Annotated in this window: 16 protein-coding genes; 5 read left to right on the forward strand and 11 right to left on the reverse strand. The window is 61.1% G+C overall.

Features of this window, described 5'->3' with window-relative positions; all coding sequences use genetic code 11:
- Positions 1-86 precede the first annotated feature (86 nt).
- The 3 genes from V6R85_RS17615 to V6R85_RS17625 all read left to right on the forward strand — a co-directional run bounded on the left by V6R85_RS17615 (position 87) and on the right by V6R85_RS17625 (position 2797).
- Positions 87-1772, forward strand: coding sequence for a GMC oxidoreductase (locus V6R85_RS17615; protein WP_003504626.1), 1686 nt, complete (start codon positions 87-89; stop codon positions 1770-1772).
- A complete protein-coding gene (locus V6R85_RS17620) occupies positions 1772-2332 on the forward strand; it encodes a gluconate 2-dehydrogenase subunit 3 family protein (protein WP_111817563.1) in 561 nt (186 codons plus the stop codon). The genes V6R85_RS17615 and V6R85_RS17620 overlap by 1 nt, the downstream gene beginning before the upstream one ends.
- 69 nt (positions 2333-2401) lie before the next feature.
- On the forward strand, positions 2402-2797 hold the full coding sequence (locus tag V6R85_RS17625; RefSeq protein WP_111817617.1) for a c-type cytochrome: 396 nt from the start codon (positions 2402-2404) through the stop codon (positions 2795-2797).
- Between the two features lie 70 nt (positions 2798-2867).
- Here V6R85_RS17625 and V6R85_RS17630 read toward each other — a convergent pair whose 3' ends face one another.
- The 3 genes from V6R85_RS17630 to nirK form a co-directional block, all read right to left on the reverse strand.
- On the reverse strand, positions 2868-3569 hold the full coding sequence (locus V6R85_RS17630; RefSeq protein WP_020809046.1) for a Crp/Fnr family transcriptional regulator: 702 nt from the start codon (positions 3567-3569) through the stop codon (positions 2868-2870).
- A gap of 149 nt (positions 3570-3718) precedes the next feature.
- Complete coding sequence (locus V6R85_RS17635) at positions 3719-4636, reverse strand: SUMF1/EgtB/PvdO family nonheme iron enzyme (protein ID WP_129565325.1); 918 nt, start codon at positions 4634-4636, stop codon at positions 3719-3721.
- A gap of 111 nt (positions 4637-4747) precedes the next feature.
- Entirely contained in the window at positions 4748-5890 is a 1143-nt protein-coding gene (nirK, locus tag V6R85_RS17640; protein ID WP_003504637.1) for a copper-containing nitrite reductase, read from the reverse strand.
- 236 nt (positions 5891-6126) lie between these two features.
- Between nirK and V6R85_RS17645 the strand changes: the two genes are divergently transcribed.
- The gene (locus V6R85_RS17645; protein ID WP_129565326.1) at positions 6127-7359 is read left to right on the forward strand and encodes an NnrS family protein; all 1233 of its coding nucleotides are present in this window, start codon (positions 6127-6129) and stop codon (positions 7357-7359) included.
- Positions 7360-7441: 82 nt separating this feature from the next.
- On the opposite strand, the gene V6R85_RS17650 is transcribed toward V6R85_RS17645, so the two are convergent.
- The 8 genes from V6R85_RS17650 to V6R85_RS17685 all read right to left on the reverse strand — a co-directional run bounded on the left by V6R85_RS17650 (position 7442) and on the right by V6R85_RS17685 (position 14186).
- Positions 7442-7975, reverse strand: coding sequence for a DUF2249 domain-containing protein (locus tag V6R85_RS17650; protein ID WP_060724273.1), 534 nt, complete (start codon positions 7973-7975; stop codon positions 7442-7444).
- 78 nt (positions 7976-8053) lie between these two features.
- On the reverse strand, positions 8054-8359 hold the full coding sequence (locus V6R85_RS17655) for a DUF2249 domain-containing protein (protein WP_003504642.1): 306 nt from the start codon (positions 8357-8359) through the stop codon (positions 8054-8056).
- Between the two features lie 146 nt (positions 8360-8505).
- Positions 8506-10404, reverse strand: a complete 1899-nt coding sequence (locus tag V6R85_RS17660; RefSeq protein WP_129565327.1) for a nitric oxide reductase activation protein NorD — start codon at positions 10402-10404, stop codon at positions 8506-8508.
- A 72-nt stretch (positions 10405-10476) separates the two neighbouring features.
- Positions 10477-11289 (reverse strand): CbbQ/NirQ/NorQ/GpvN family protein, encoded by an 813-nt coding sequence (locus V6R85_RS17665; RefSeq protein ID WP_080867472.1) that lies wholly within the window; start codon positions 11287-11289, stop codon positions 10477-10479.
- 66 nt (positions 11290-11355) lie between these two features.
- Positions 11356-12702 (reverse strand): nitric-oxide reductase large subunit, encoded by a 1347-nt coding sequence (locus V6R85_RS17670; RefSeq protein ID WP_003504648.1) that lies wholly within the window; start codon positions 12700-12702, stop codon positions 11356-11358.
- 24 nt (positions 12703-12726) lie between these two features.
- A complete protein-coding gene (locus V6R85_RS17675; protein ID WP_003504650.1) occupies positions 12727-13179 on the reverse strand; it encodes a c-type cytochrome in 453 nt (150 codons plus the stop codon).
- A gap of 178 nt (positions 13180-13357) precedes the next feature.
- The gene (locus V6R85_RS17680) at positions 13358-13648 is read right to left on the reverse strand and encodes a hypothetical protein (protein ID WP_107676977.1); all 291 of its coding nucleotides are present in this window, start codon (positions 13646-13648) and stop codon (positions 13358-13360) included.
- Positions 13649-13652: 4 nt separating this feature from the next.
- Positions 13653-14186 (reverse strand): cytochrome c oxidase subunit 3, encoded by a 534-nt coding sequence (locus tag V6R85_RS17685; RefSeq protein WP_111793987.1) that lies wholly within the window; start codon positions 14184-14186, stop codon positions 13653-13655.
- A gap of 137 nt (positions 14187-14323) precedes the next feature.
- Here V6R85_RS17685 and V6R85_RS17690 point away from each other — a divergent pair, with 137 nt between their 5' ends.
- The gene (locus tag V6R85_RS17690; RefSeq protein ID WP_003504656.1) at positions 14324-14479 is read left to right on the forward strand and encodes a hypothetical protein; all 156 of its coding nucleotides are present in this window, start codon (positions 14324-14326) and stop codon (positions 14477-14479) included.
- The last annotated feature ends 11 nt before the right edge of the window (positions 14480-14490 follow it).

The following is a 14490-nucleotide window of genomic DNA, read 5'->3' on the forward strand; positions in this document are numbered from 1 at the left end:
GACAGACGCATGACCAGTTTCCGCCGCGTTGCGACGGGAAGCGCTTTGCCTGTCGTTTTTTCCAAGCTCACATCGGAGGAGTTATCATGGCAAACAATCATTATGATGCGATTGTTGTCGGCTCGGGCATCAGTGGAGGCTGGGCCGCAAAGGAACTCACGCAAAAGGGCCTGAAGGTCCTGATGCTGGAGCGCGGCCGCAACATCGAGCACATCACCGACTATCAGAATGCAGACAAGGAAGCCTGGGATTACCCCCATCGCAACCGCGCCACGCAGGAAATGAAGGCGAAATATCCCGTTCTCAGCCGCGATTACCTGCTGGAAGAGGCAACGCTCGGCATGTGGGCCGATGAGCAGGAAACGCCCTATGTCGAGGAAAAGCGCTTCGACTGGTTCCGCGGTTATCATGTCGGCGGCCGCTCGCTGCTCTGGGGACGCCAGACCTATCGCTGGTCGCAGACCGATTTCGAGGCCAATGCGAAAGAAGGCATCGCCGTCGACTGGCCGATCCGTTATGAGGATGTTTCCCCCTGGTATGACTATGTCGAGCGCTTCGCCGGCATTTCCGGCAGTCGCGAAGGGCTGGATATTCTCCCTGATGGCGAATTCCTGCCACCTATTCCGCTCAATTTCGTCGAGCAGGATGTGGCGAGCCGGCTGAAGAAAGAGTTCAAGGGCACGCGTCACCTCATCAATTCGCGCTGCGCCAACATTACCCAGGAACTTCCCGATCAGGAGCGCACACGCTGTCAGTTCCGCAACAAGTGCCGGCTGGGCTGTCCCTTCGGCGGCTATTTCAGCACGCAGGCATCGACCCTGCCTGCGGCAGTCGCCACCGGCAATCTCACTTTGCGGCCTTTTTCCATCGTCAAGGAAATCCTCTACGACAAGGACAGGAAGAAGGCTCGCGGCGTCGAGATCATAGATGCAGAAACCAACCTGACCTATGAATACACCGCCGACATCATCTTCCTGAACGCCTCGACGCTGAACTCGACATGGGTGCTGATGAATTCGGCCACCGATGTCTGGGAGGGCGGGCTTGGCAGCAGCTCGGGCGAACTCGGCCACAACGTGATGGATCACCATTTCCGCATGGGCGCGACAGGCCAGGTGGAAGGTTTCGAAGACTTCTACTTCAAGGGCCGTCGTCCGGCGGGTTTCTACATTCCGCGGTTCCGCAATACCGGCGACGACAAGCGTAAATATCTGCGCGGTTTCGGGTATCAGGGCTCGGCCAGCCGTTCGCGCTGGGAACGGGAAATCGCCGAGCTCAATATCGGAGCCGATTACAAGGAAGCGCTGACCGAGCCGGGTGGCTGGACCATCGGCATGACCGCTTTCGGCGAAATGCTGCCCTACCATGAGAACCGCGTGAAGCTCGATCATGAGAAGAAGGACAAATGGGGCCTTCCGGTCCTCTCCATGAATGTCGAGATGAAGCAGAACGAACTCGACATGCGCGAAGACATGGTCAATGACGCCGTCGAGATGTTCGAGGCGGTCGGCATCAAGAACGTCAAACCCTCGCGGGGCAGCTATGCACCCGGCATGGGCATTCATGAAATGGGAACGGCCCGCATGGGGCGCGACCCGAAAACCTCCGTCCTCAACGGCAACAACCAGGTCTGGGATGCACAGAACGTCTTCGTGACTGACGGCGCCTGCATGACCTCGGCCTCCTGCGTCAACCCGTCTTTGACCTACATGGCGCTGACGGCGCGTGCAGCCGAATTTGCCGTTTCCGAACGCAAGAAGGGGAACCTGTGATGAACAGACGCGAACTGCTGAAACTGATAGCCATTGCCACCGGCCTTCCGCTGATCGGTGCGGATGTCCTGACAGCCGCGGAAAATGCTGCCAAATCCGCCGGTGGTGCCCACGTCTTTACTCCGGAGGAAATCCACTTTCTGGACGAAGTGGCGGAGACCATCATTCCCCGCACTTCCACGCCCGGTGCGAAGGATGCCGAAGTGGGTGCATTCATGGCCGTCTATGCAGCCGATTGCTACACCGACGAGCAGCGGGCGCTCTTCCTTTCGGCAATTTCCGACATCGAGAAGCGCAGCCAGACCGAACACAAGAAGGCCTTTCTGGAGCTGACGGCGGAACAGCGGCAGGCGCTGCTTTCGGCGCTGGACAAGCAGGCCAAGGCGGAACAGACACTGGCGAAACCGCATGCCTTCACGCTGGTCAAACAACTGACGCTGCTCGGCTTCTTCACGTCGAAGATCGGGGCCACGGAAGTTCTCGTTTACGACGAGATTCCCGGTGGTTTCGAAGACCGCATTTCCTACAAGAGGGGTACGCCTGCCTGGGGCACGACCTGAAGAGAGAACTGTTGGCCCGTCCGCATTTGTGGACGGGCCACACTCAAGCGGCAAGACAAGGATGACATGATGCGCAATATAATAATCATCGCGGCGGCAATGGTCGCCGCAAGCGCCATTCCCGCTCTCTCCGAGGGTGATGTTGCCAAGGGGGAGGCGGTGTTCAAGCGCTGTTCCGTCTGTCACGCCATCGGCGAGGGTGCGAAAAACAGGATTGGCCCACAGCTCAACGGCATCATTGGCCGTGCGGCGGGCGGTGTGCCTGACTATACTTATTCGAGTGCGATGAAAAAAGCGGGCGAGGACGGTCTCGTCTGGACGCCGGAGGAATTGCGGGATTTCCTGAGCGCGCCAAAAAAGAAAATACCCGGAAACAAGATGGCGCTGGCCGGCATCAGCAAGCCGGAAGATCTGGACAATCTCATCGCCTATATTGAAAGCGCGGCCTCAAAGCCGGTTGAGTGAGAGCCGGGGGCTACCCGGTCGAGGCCCGCCCTTGGCGAAGGCCAAGCACATGGAGGCAGGCGCCTCCACTCTACACCTGGCTGGCTTCGCCTTCCGCCAGCTGGGCAAGGCCCGGCAGATTGCAGACCAGAAGCTTCTGCCGCCCGCCCTGCACCAGCCCCTTGGTCTCCCAGCTGCTGAGAATGCGCGAAACGGTGTGCAGCGTCGTGCCGGTCATTTCGGCGATATCCTGACGCGAAATCGGGAAGTCGATGCGGATGCCGTCCAGCTCCTTGCGTCCCGCCTGCTGCGAAAGGCGCAGCACGGCATGGGCCACCCGGCGCTCCACTTCCTGCGTCGACATTTCGCGGATGCGCGTATGGGCTTCCTCGAGACGCTGGCCGATTGTCTGCATGGCTGAGACGGCAAGATGCGGGTTCTGCTCGACGAATTGCGGCCAGAGATCGGTTTGCCAGGACAGGATCACGCTTTCGGCAGCCGTCGTTGCGGTACCGGGATAATCGGCCCGCTGCAGCGCCCTTGCGAAACCGAAGAGATCGCCGGGATGCACCACGCGCACGATGATCTGCTGACCGTCATGGGTCACCTGCGTTACCTTCAGGCGGCCGTGGATGAGCAGGAAGAAATGCGTGGCCGGCCGGCCCTGCTCGAAAATGGCTTCGCCCGCCGGCACGAGCCGGGATGTGGCGTGGGTCAGCAGTCCGTCCAGCTCATCGTCGGCCATCTTGGCAAACAAGGCCAGCGACCGGATGACGCTTCGGTCAATCTTCACTTGCACCCTCTCCGGTGGTCGGCCGCCGCCACGGTTCCCGCAATGGGCAATCGGGTATCGGCCTTTTCTGTATCTTCACAATACAGCACTATCACCGGTGGAAGAAGATCAAATGATATAAATCAACTAATTGTTTTAATTGACGATTATCAAGAAATCAGAGCGGCTGCGCGAAGCTTTTCGAGAAGCGGCGCATACCAGCGCGTATCCTTCACGAGCCGGAAACCGAGATTGTCAGGCGGCACGCCGACCGCGCAGCCGCCGCTTTTCGGGTTTTTGACGAAGGCGCTCATCGCCGCACGGTGTTTTCCCGAAGCGACGGGAATACCGCAGGAGGCGACGGTATCCAGCATTTCGCCATCCGTGCCAAGCGTTACACGCCGGCTGCAGCTCGAGGTCCATTCCCAGACATTGCCGCCGAAATCGGCAAGGCCATATTCGTTTTCGCCGAAGCTGCCATAGGATTGCGGAACGGGATTGCCCGAGGCCTTGCGGCTGGTCTGCCGCTCATAATCCGCCAGCCAGCGCAAGGCCGGGTTTTCACTATCGGCAGCTACGCCAAGCGTCTCGTCCGGAAAAAGCGAGCCGGCGGCAAAGGCCAGTTCAGTATCACTCGGCAGGCGCCAGGTGGTGCCCGTCCGCTCGCTCAGCCATGCGGCATAGGCATGGGCATCATCCTGGCTGATGCCGGTTGCCGGTATCTCGCCGCCGACCGCAGCGGCAAAGCCGGGTTCCGGCTGCTGGCAGCCGCCTTCGGCGACGCAGCGCGCATAATCCGCGCTCGACACCTGATATTTCATGATCGTCAGATTTTGCCGCATCGTTACGTCGACCATCGGCCCATCGACGGCATAACCATTGCGGAAATATTCGCCTTCCGCCCGGTAGGTGAAACTGCCAGCAGGCACGGTAACGACCTGCGGCGGGGTCATGGCCGCGCGCGGATCGGAGCTACGGTGGATGATCCCGGACTGGAAACCGATCGCCGTTGCCAGCAGCGTGGCAAGCGAGAGCGGCAAAAGGAGCGAGACCGCATTTGGAAAATGGCTGTTGCCGGGAATGCCCATGGGAACCTGCCTGCGTTTTGGGAACGCCAAAGTTCGGGCCTGCCTTCAGGCCGCAGAGAGCAGAAGGGGAGCGCGCCGCACTCTGGTGGCGGCGGCGCGCTTCCGGGCGCGTTAGATGCTCGACGGAGCGAGCACCGCTTGCATCAGGCTGTTGTTCCACTCACCCGTCACCTTGAAGTGGGCCGCCGCGCCCAGCTCGAAGGCTTCAATGAGGTTGTGGTTGACATAGGCATAGATGCCGGGCTGCTCGAAGGTATAGAAGGCCGCGCCCGCCGTGCCGCCGGGGATGAACCAGGTTTCCTGGTCGAGATCCGGCGGGTTGCGGAATTTGCCCGTCGCCCAGACATAATCGCCATGGCCGCCGATGAGGTGCGGGCGGGTATCGCGGTTCGCCTGCGAATGCACGATCAGCACCTTTTCGCCCACGGCGGCCTGAAGGGCGTGTTCCCCCGTCAGGGCGCCGACTGCGCCGTTAAAGACGATGTGGCTTGGCGTCAGCTTGCGCATGACTTCCAGCGTATCGGCCATGGCGTCGCCGGCGCTTTCATATTTCTTGAAATTGCCGTTCTCGTCGCGGGGGATGTAGAAGTCCTGTTCGCCGACATAATAGACCTTGTCATAAACAAGCTCCTTGCCGTGGCCGTCCGTCAGGCCCTCGCGCGGCAGCACCATGATCGCGCCATTCATGCCCGAGGTAACGTGCCACGGCACCATGCCGGGAGGTGCGCAGTGATAGACGAAGACGCCGGCCTTGGTGGCCTTGAACCGCAGGATCGCCTTTTCACCGGGGTTGACGATGGTGAGCCCGCCGCCGCCGAGCGCGCCGGTGGCCGAGTGGAAATCGATATTGTGCTGCAGCTCATTGGTATCGGGGTTGATGAGGGTCAGTTCGACATAGTCGTCCTGATGCACCACCATCAGGGGCCCGGGAACCGAGCCGTTGAACGTCATGGCATGGACCTCGGTGCCCTTGTCGTCGAGGACCATTTTCTGTTCCTTGATCGTCAAGGTGAACTCGACGATCTTCGGTCCGCCTTCGGCTTTCTGCGTGTGGGCGTGCACGAAGGGCGGCTTGACGAGATCAACCTTTACGCGAGGAAGCGCTGCAATTTCCGCGCTCGTCAATGGCTTGGCTGCGGCCTTCTTTTCCTCTGCCGCGCTCGCCGCCGATGGTATGACCATGGGGGCTACAGCCCCTGCAAATGCTGCGCCTGCGAGAATATTACGCCGTGTGATGTGGAAGGTTTCCGTCATCATATTTCTCCTGTCCCTCTTAGGGCAGAGCATGTTTCGCTCTGTCACAGCATTTGTAGCGGAGGGGCGGAAATACAATTTGAGATGGAGCAAACTGCGCGTCGGGCCACCTGCGACATTTTGGCAGGCGGTTACGGCTTCATGCGGAGGCGTCGCACCTCCTCTTTGCCTGTTCGCAAAGAAGCGAGACGGGCTTGCGTCTAGACATATGTCAAGACCAAACGAGGAGCATTATAATGAGTGGTAGCCAAACCGTTCTCACCGAAGGGCGCAGCCGGCCAAAGGGCGGCATTCCAAGGGGGCTGGCACGCACCGGCCCGGTTATCTTTTCTTACGGCTTCCGGCCATTTTTCCTCGGCGGCGCCATCTGGGCCATCGTGGCGATGGTGTTGTGGATTGCAGCCCTTTCCGGCCTTGTCGACATCGGCGGAGATTACGGTGCGCCGAACTGGCATGCCCATGAGATGCTGTTTGGTTTCGCTTCGGCGGTGCTGGCCGGCTTTCTACTGACGGCTGTGCCGAACTGGACGGGGCGGCTGCCGGTGTCGGGCAAACCGCTGGTCTGGCTGTTTGCGCTCTGGTGCGCGGGCCGGATTTTTCTGCTCGTGCCGGACACGGTGGGCGTGGTCACCGCTGCAGCCTTTGACGGGCTGTTCCTGCCGGCACTTCTCACGATCTGCGCGCGCGAGGTCATTGCTGGGCGCAAGTGGAAGGACCTCAAAGTGCTGGGTGGGCTATTGGCGCTTTCCGTCGCCAATATCATTTTCCATGTGGCGGCGATTGAAGGCGACTTGAGCCAGATGGCGACCCGCCTTGCCGTTTCGGCCTACACCGTGCTCGTCATTATCGTCGGCGGCCGGATCGTGCCGAGTTTCACTCGCAACTGGCTGAACCGTTTCGGCCGCACGGATTTTCCTGTGCCCTATAATGGCTTCGACACCGCCGCCATCCTCACCGGCATCGCGGCGCTGGCCGTCTGGACGGTAGAGCCCGAGAGCATGGTGGCCGTGCCCACGGCACTTCTGGCAGCTTTCATGCACGCCGTGCGTCTCATCCGCTGGCGCGGCTGGACAACCTGGCCTGAGCAGGTGCTAGTGGTGCTGCATGTGGCCTATGCCTTCATCCCCGCCGGTTTCATCGCCATTGCGCTGGCGGCTCTGGATGTCATGGACACGCGGTCCGTCCTGCACATCTTCACTGTCGGCGTCATCGGCTGCATGATGCTTGCGGTCATGACGAGAGCAAGCCTTGGCCACACCGGACGCAAGCTTGCGGCCAGCAGGGTCACTATTGCCGCTTATGTGGCGCTGATCGCCTGCGCGCTGCTGAGACCTACAGCCGAGTTCTTCCTCGGCGCCATGATGCATCTTTACGCCTGCTCGGCGCTTCTCTGGATCGTGGGTTTCGGTCTCTTCTGCGTTGAATACGGGCCGATCCTGATGCGTGAGCGCAAACCGCTGAAAGCGTAGTCGGGTTCGTTGCTAAACCGCCAAAACGAAACGCCCCGGAAGCAATTTCCGGGGCGTTTCGTTATCGAGGATACCCGATGGTTTAATGTGCACCGGCCCCGGCGCGGATGAAGATGCGAAACGCCGTGCGCGCCTCGTCGAAATTGCCGGCCCATTGATGGCCCCGGGCCAGAAGCTCCGGGTAGAGGAAGGTCGGTTCCTGCGGCATCAGCACGAAGATCACGGCACCCGGGGGAAGACGGTCAAGTGCGGCAAGCGTACGGCTCGCCTGACCCCCGGTCGCCTCGTCGCTGAGATCGAGATAGATGACCGGGTCTGGCCATATCTGCGGCTCTTCGGCATTGCCCGCAAGCGCCGGCGAAACGGAAATCTGCTCGGCTTCACTGGATTGCGGCGTAAACAGCACTTCCCAGTCGCCGCCGCCGATTTCCCGGACCTGATGGTTGAAACCGCGCTCGGCCATGACCTTGAACAGCGGAACGGGCCGGAAGGTGGCCAATAATCGCAGCGCCTCACCCGGCGCAAGCCCGGCCACGGCTTCCATGATTGCCGGAAAGGGCTCGCCGCCGCTCTGCAAAAGCGGCCGGACATCGAGTTCCCTGATCATTTCCGTCATTGCTTCACCTCGTTAGTCGGCTGGCGGCGGCATGAGCCGTCCGCCAGAGGTCTTTTCACCATGCCGCAGGCGCTGGGGTCAATGCTCGGATCCGCAGCAGCATTCGCAGCCGGACATATCGTCCTCGGAGCCTTCGGCCTGTTCTTCCAGCCGGCCGATATCGAGACGCCAGACTTCAGGACCCTGTTCGAGATATTCCCAGCCGAATTCACCGGGGAAATTGGTGGCAAGCTGGTAAAGCAGCGGACGGGGATCATGATCGCTGGTGATCTGCAGCGATTGCCCTTGAGCCAATGCGCCGAGCGCGCCGAAAATGCGCGGATGGCGTTCGCGGTGCGGAATGATGCGCACATCGATATTGGTTGCAGTTTGGGCTTCGGACATAGGCTGGCTCCACGGCCGCGGATGAAACTATGTCCGGCGGTGCGGCCGGCCGGCGGACTGGAAAAACCTATCCGCCGTGCGGTTGGGAGACATTGTCGCCGCGCAAATAAACCTGAGATTCGTCAGGTCCGTCTGCGCGACAGGCTTCAGCCGGCAAGGCTGCGATAGATTGCCGGCAGCGCCGATGGCAGCTTCGCTATCCTGCTGACGATGGCATAACCGTTCTGGCCGAACATGGCCGGAATATAGGATTGCGCCTTGCTGTCGACAGTCACCCCGAAGACGCTGACGCCCGAGCGCCTTGCCTCGGAAACGGCGCGGCGGCTGTCCTCGATGGCGAAGCGACCTTCATAATGATCGACATCATTCGGCTTGCCATCCGTCAGCAACAGAAGCAGCTTGCGGCGCTCCGGTCTTTCATGCAGCTTGGCGCTGGCATGGCGGATGGCGGGACCGATGCGGGTGTAGAAGCCGGGCTTCAGCGCCGCGATGCGACGCTCGATAGTGTGGCCCATCGGCTCATCGAAATCCTTCACCGTCTCCACCCGCACCCAGGAGCGGCGGCGTGAGGTGAAGGTCAGGATCGAGTGACTGTCACCGCAGGCGGAAAGCCCGTGGGCAAGCACCAGCAGCGCTTCCTTTTCCACGTCCAGCACTCGGCGATTGTCGAACCAGGCGTCGGTCGACAGCGATACGTCGACGAGGATTGTCACGGCAAGATCATGCGCCTGCGGGCGGCTTGCCATATGAATGCGGTCGCTGCCCTGTCCGCCGGCGGCGATGTCGCTTCTGACGCGAACCACCGCGTCAAGATCGAGATCGTTGCCGTCAAGCTGGGCTCGCAGCATTTCGTGACGTGGCCTGAGTACCTCGAACTGCCGCCTGACCCGGCGGATAAGGCTCTTGGTGTCCGGGTCGGGTTCCGGCGCCGTCTCAGCACCCTTCGCAGGGGAGGCGATGACCCGGCAATGGTCGGCGAGGTAGGTGCCACTGCGATAATCCCATTCGGGATAGGTCAGTTCCGCCGTCAGCGGCGTATGATCCAGCGCTTCGGGCGGCAGGTCGAGATCGAAGCGGAAGCGGGCGGAAGGACGTCCCTTTCTTTCTCCAAGCGTCATGTCGTCCAGCTCGTCGGCCGCACTGCCGTCGGCATCGTCGCTGTCGTCACCGGGACGGTCGACATTGACCATCTCGGCCATGGCAAGGATCTTTTCGAAACGGTTGAGGATGAAGGGGCTTCGCTCGGTCTGCCGGTTCTCCGCCTTTTCACGCACGGCGATATGGCGGGCCGCTTCCGCCCCCTGCGGCGCGGCGCTCGCCGCCGGCTGGTCTTCGCCCTGCCGCGCCTCGGAGGTTTCGCGCAGCAGCGTGTCCGGCCAGAGCGGAACCGGCAGCATGGGCAGGTAGCGCGGCGGCGCTTTGACCGGGAAGCCGGCGGGCGGTGTGTGGCCCTCGATCCCCGCCGCTTCCGCCAGCATGGAGAGCACTCGTTGTTCCACCTGCTGCTCGGCCTGCGGCAGCGGCCGCTTCTGGCGCACCGCGAGCAGGGCAGCGCAAAGCCGCCGATAACGGGTCTTCATTCCGGCGAAGGCACGGATGACAGCTTCCGCCAGTTCTGCGGCGCGGTCGAGCCGGGCAAGATCGTTGCGCAGCGGGTCGGCGACCATGACCGGTTGAAGCGGCATCATCGCCATGGCGGCCGCGAGCCAGAGATAGAGATCGCGGTTGAGGCGGCGGTCGGGAAACAGATCGAGCACCGGCGGCAGCATCAGCGTGGCGTGATCGCGGCCGGGCTGGGCCAGTTTCTCCTCGCCAAGGCCCATGCGCTGGCGAAGCCTCAGCCGGTGCGTGGAGGTGCGCGCGCGCGCCGGGGCGATCTGCACCGCATGTTCACCGCCAAAACCGCGGAAACAGATGGCCAGCACGGCCTGCATGTCCTCCAGCTTCACGGCATGATCTGGAAAGCGCAGCCATGTGCCGGTTTCGCCGATCAGCCTGTGCCAGGCGCGGCCGACGGTTTCTTCCAGTTCCAGAAAGTCCAGCATGGTTTATCCTCATGGCATCGGGCCGGAATGCGCGGGCCACGCCGCGCAATCCGAGATGGATATAAATGCGCCCTATCGGATGATCGCATCCGCGACTTCATGCAGCGCGGCCTTCACGTCAGGCTCGTCGGTCAGCGGCTCGATCATCGCCGCGCGCACGGCCTGGCGGGCGGGAAGGCCGGTATCGATGAGGCTGGCGCAATAAACGAGCAGGCGGGTGGAGACGCCCTCTTCCAGATCGTGACCCTTCAGGCCGCGCAGCCGGTGGGCGAGATCGACCAGCGGCTCGACATCGCGCGCATCGAGCCCGCTTTCATGCGAAACGACGGCGATTTCCTGTTCCTTGGGCAGAAAGTCGAATTCAATGGCGACGAAACGCTGTCGGGTGCTGGGCTTCAGGCTTTTCAGCAGGTTCTGGTAGCCGGGATTGTAGGACACGACGAGCATGAAGCCGGAGGGCGCTTGCAGAACCTCGCCGGTGCGCTCCAGCGGCAGGATGCGGCGGTCGTCGGTAAGCGGATGCAGCACGACAGCCACATCCTTGCGCGCCTCGACGATCTCGTCGAGGTAACATATGCCGCCCTGGCGCACCGAGCGTGTCAGCGGGCCATCCATCCACACGGTTTCACCGCCTTTCAGCAGGTAACGGCCGGTCAGGTCGGCGGCGGCAAGGTCGTCGTGGCATGAAACTGTCGAAAGCGGCAGGCCGAGTTTCGCCGCCATATGGCTGACGAAACGGGTCTTGCCGCAGCCTGTCGGGCCTTTCAGCAGAAGCGGCAATTGCCGCACCCAGGCGCTTTCGAACAGCACGCATTCATTGCCGAGCGGCGTGTAGAAGGGGGCATCCGGCAGGGGCGGCGGTGTCGGGCGGAAGAGGGTGTTCATGGTCATCTCCATGTTTGATGGTAAGGAACCGGCTCTCCGGGGGAAAAGGAGAGCCGGTCCGTTTTCTCATTCGGCGGGCTGCACGAGGCGGGCAACGTCACCCTGTTTTTCTTTGCCCGGGACCAGGATTGCCCAGATGAACATGGCCGCCGAAATGAGAACCGCGAAACCCGAGCCGAGGCGGATCCAGTAGAAGATCGCCAGATGGTCCTGCACATCCATGAAGCTTTCGCCCATGACGCGCTGCAGCTGGATCTGCACCACGCCGGCAAAGGTCAGCGCGAAGGTCATCACCGACATGGCCGTGCACATCACCCAGAAGCTCGTCATCGAAAGCCACTGATTGTAAGGCGCGCGCTTTCGCATTTCCGGCACGGCATAGGCCATCATGGCGAGGTTCAGCATCACATAGGCGCCGAAGAAGGCGAGGTGCCCGTGGGCGGCGGTGAGCTGCGTGCCGTGGCTATAGTAATTCACCGACGACAGCGTATGCAGGAAGCCCCAGACGCCGGCACCGAAGAAGGCCATGACCGAGCAGCCGATCGACCAGAGCAGTGCCGCGCGGTTCTCATGCTTGCGGCCGGCCTTCCAGGTCATGACGAAGGTGAAGATGACCATGGTGAAGAAGGGGGCCACTTCCAGCGTCGAGAAGAGCGAGCCGATCCATTGCCAGTAACCGGGCGCGCCGATCCAGTAATAGTGGTGTCCGGTGCCGAGGATGCCCGAGAAGAGGGCAAGGCCGACGATGACATAGAGCCATTTTTCCACCACTTCGCGGTCGATGCCGTTGAGCTTGATCATCAGGAAGGCGAGGATCGAGGCCATGATCAGTTCCCACACGCCTTCCACCCAAAGATGGATGACGTACCACCAGTACATCTTGTCGAGCGCCAGGTTCATGGGATTGTAGAAGGCGAAGAGGAAGAAGATCGCCAGACCCCAGAGACCGAAGAGCAGGATGTTGATAACAGTGGTCTTGCGGCCCTTCAGCGCCGTCATGGTGATGTTGAACAGGAACATCAGGACGACGAGGACGATGCCGACCTTGATGGCGAAGGGCTGCTCGAGGAATTCGCGGCCTTCATGGATGCGGAACATATATCCGACCACCGCAACGGCTGCGGCCACCAGAAAGATCCAGAACTGCGCGATGGCGAGTTTCGGGCTGTAAAGCTCGGTTTCCGTCTCTTCCGGCAGCAGGTAGAAGGTCGAGCCCATGAAGCCCATCAGCAGCCACACCACAAGGGCGTTGGTGTGGATCATGCGCACGATGTTGAAGGGCAGAAGCTCGGAAAGCGTATTGGGCAGCACGTAGATCGTGGCGGCGACGACGCCGAACAGGATCTGCGCCACGAACAGCCCGATTGCGCCGTAAAAATACAGCATGGCGACTTTTTGTGTCTGGTATTTCATCTCGTCATCTCCTTGCCGTCCACCTCAACCCGCCTCGTTCGGCGGCCAGTTCTGCGTCTTGATCCGGCTCGTCCATTCGAGGAAGTCGACGAGATCATCGAGCTCCTGTTCGGTGAGATTGAACTGCGGCATCTGGCGTCGGCCCTCGATGCCGGTGGGCTGGGCGGCCATCCAGCCCTTGATGGAATCGCGCGCCGCTTGCTTGTCTTCCACGCCGCCATAGCGCTTCCAGACATTGCCGAGTTCAGGCGCGAAATAGGCGCCTTCACCGAGCAGCGTGTGACAGTTGATGCAGGAATTTTTCTCCCACACGTGCTTGCCGCGTGCGACGCTTTCCGTCAGCGTGCTTTCATCCGTCGAGGTGGTGCGCATGTAATAATGGCTATGGGCGGTCAGCCCGACGAATATGACAAAGAAGAAGATGGAGCCGCCGTAAAAGACGTTTCGCGCTCCTGTTTTGGTCAGGCGTTCTGCCATGCCAATGGTCCTTTCCATCCGGAAGACCGCTTATGCGGACTGGCTTGATCGAACCCTCATGCCGGGATTTGCCAGCGGGCTGGCGGAATGCGGTGGGGCCTGAACCCTTTCTAGCCGTTGGCCGCGGGCGTTCTTTGCCTTTTGGCAAACAACGGGAGAGGTGGTGCCGCCGGCCTTTTCAGAGTGACAAAATGCCCTGGACGAATGCCCGCAAAAGGGCTGCGGCGGCGAAGATGGCGGGCCATGCCAGAAGGGCGGCGCGCAGCAGGCCGCGCTCTTCGCGAAAGCCCAGAAAGTCGTCGATGACGCGTCTGGATTTCATGAGCGCGAAAAGCAGCATCAGGCAGGCGGCTGCGACCGGCGGCAGAAACGCCGCCTTCCACGATATGACGACGGCCGTGCCGGCGAGAACGAGAATGGCGAGTGCTGTGAAGCTTCTTGCAAGCTGGCGGGAGGTGCGATGGATCATGATGTCAAACCAGATAAACGACGGGAAAGATGACGATCCAGACCAGATCGATGACATGCCACAGCGTCGTCACCAGCGTGATGTTCTCGTTTTTCGGCCAGCAGGCCACGATAAACAGCAGGATCGCCACGAAGACGACATGCAGCAGGTGGAAGCCGGTGAGCAGGAAATAAAGCTCAAAGAATGCGCCATAGGCGGGATCGGACGCGAAGGCGATTTCGGTGGAATATTCATAGAGCTTCACACCAACAAAAGCGAAGCCCAGAAGGCCGGCAAGGACAAGCGCCCGCCTTTTGCCCGGCAGCGCGGTGTGACGGCTGGCCGCCACGGCCGCCTGCCAGCCGCTCGCCAGCAATATAAGCGTATTGAGACCGGCAAGCTGCGGCTGCAGATGCTGGCGCGCGGCAGCAAATCCCTCGGGATTGAGGGCGAAGGCGATGATGAATGCGCCCGTCAAAGCGCCGAAGGCGGCAAGCTCACTCCAGACCAGAATCCACAGGAGCAGGTTTCCGCTTTCCTCTTCCGTATTTATCGCCATGGCCTTGTCCGTAATTGTAAAACAGCAAGCCACGCTTAGGCGTCCTCAAACCCCGCTTCTTTGCGGGCGGTCAAAGAAGGGAGCGCGCAAAGCCCTATTGTCCTGACAAAGCGCAACTCTGGAAAATGGAGCTTCCCATGAACGACGCACAGGTCGGGCTGATTGTCGCAACCCCTGTTATCATTGGCTTTGCGGTACTGTTGTACCGTATGGGAGTATTACAGCGCATGGGCGCGGTTTCCGCCGTTCTTGCCTCCGTGGCGATTGCGTCGGTGCTGTTCCTGAACCAGTGAGAAGGCAGTCG

It is taken from the genome of Agrobacterium sp. CCNWLW32 (assembly GCF_037083425.1).
Lineage (GTDB): Bacteria > Pseudomonadota > Alphaproteobacteria > Rhizobiales > Rhizobiaceae > Agrobacterium > Agrobacterium radiobacter.

Excerpts from the sequence above, each read along its gene's own strand:
- V6R85_RS17615 (WP_003504626.1), top strand. The coding sequence starts at position 87 with ATGGCAAACAATCATTATGATGCGATTGTTGTCGGCTCGGGCATCAGT.
- V6R85_RS17620 (WP_111817563.1), top strand. The coding sequence starts at position 1,772 with ATGAACAGACGCGAACTGCTGAAACTGATAGCCATTGCCACCGGCCTT.
- V6R85_RS17625 (WP_111817617.1), top strand. The coding sequence starts at position 2,402 with ATGCGCAATATAATAATCATCGCGGCGGCAATGGTCGCCGCAAGCGCC.
- V6R85_RS17635 (WP_129565325.1), bottom strand. The coding sequence starts at position 4,636 with ATGGGCATTCCCGGCAACAGCCATTTTCCAAATGCGGTCTCGCTCCTT.
- nirK (WP_003504637.1), bottom strand. The coding sequence starts at position 5,890 with ATGACGGAAACCTTCCACATCACACGGCGTAATATTCTCGCAGGCGCA.
- V6R85_RS17645 (WP_129565326.1), top strand. The coding sequence starts at position 6,127 with ATGAGTGGTAGCCAAACCGTTCTCACCGAAGGGCGCAGCCGGCCAAAG.
- V6R85_RS17650 (WP_060724273.1), bottom strand. The coding sequence starts at position 7,975 with ATGACGGAAATGATCAGGGAACTCGATGTCCGGCCGCTTTTGCAGAGC.
- V6R85_RS17655 (WP_003504642.1), bottom strand. The coding sequence starts at position 8,359 with ATGTCCGAAGCCCAAACTGCAACCAATATCGATGTGCGCATCATTCCG.
- V6R85_RS17660 (WP_129565327.1), bottom strand. The coding sequence starts at position 10,404 with ATGCTGGACTTTCTGGAACTGGAAGAAACCGTCGGCCGCGCCTGGCAC.
- V6R85_RS17665 (WP_080867472.1), bottom strand. The coding sequence starts at position 11,289 with ATGAACACCCTCTTCCGCCCGACACCGCCGCCCCTGCCGGATGCCCCC.
- V6R85_RS17670 (WP_003504648.1), bottom strand. The coding sequence starts at position 12,702 with ATGAAATACCAGACACAAAAAGTCGCCATGCTGTATTTTTACGGCGCA.
- V6R85_RS17675 (WP_003504650.1), bottom strand. The coding sequence starts at position 13,179 with ATGGCAGAACGCCTGACCAAAACAGGAGCGCGAAACGTCTTTTACGGC.
- V6R85_RS17680 (WP_107676977.1), bottom strand. The coding sequence starts at position 13,648 with ATGATCCATCGCACCTCCCGCCAGCTTGCAAGAAGCTTCACAGCACTC.
- V6R85_RS17685 (WP_111793987.1), bottom strand. The coding sequence starts at position 14,186 with ATGGCGATAAATACGGAAGAGGAAAGCGGAAACCTGCTCCTGTGGATT.
- V6R85_RS17690 (WP_003504656.1), top strand. The coding sequence starts at position 14,324 with ATGAACGACGCACAGGTCGGGCTGATTGTCGCAACCCCTGTTATCATT.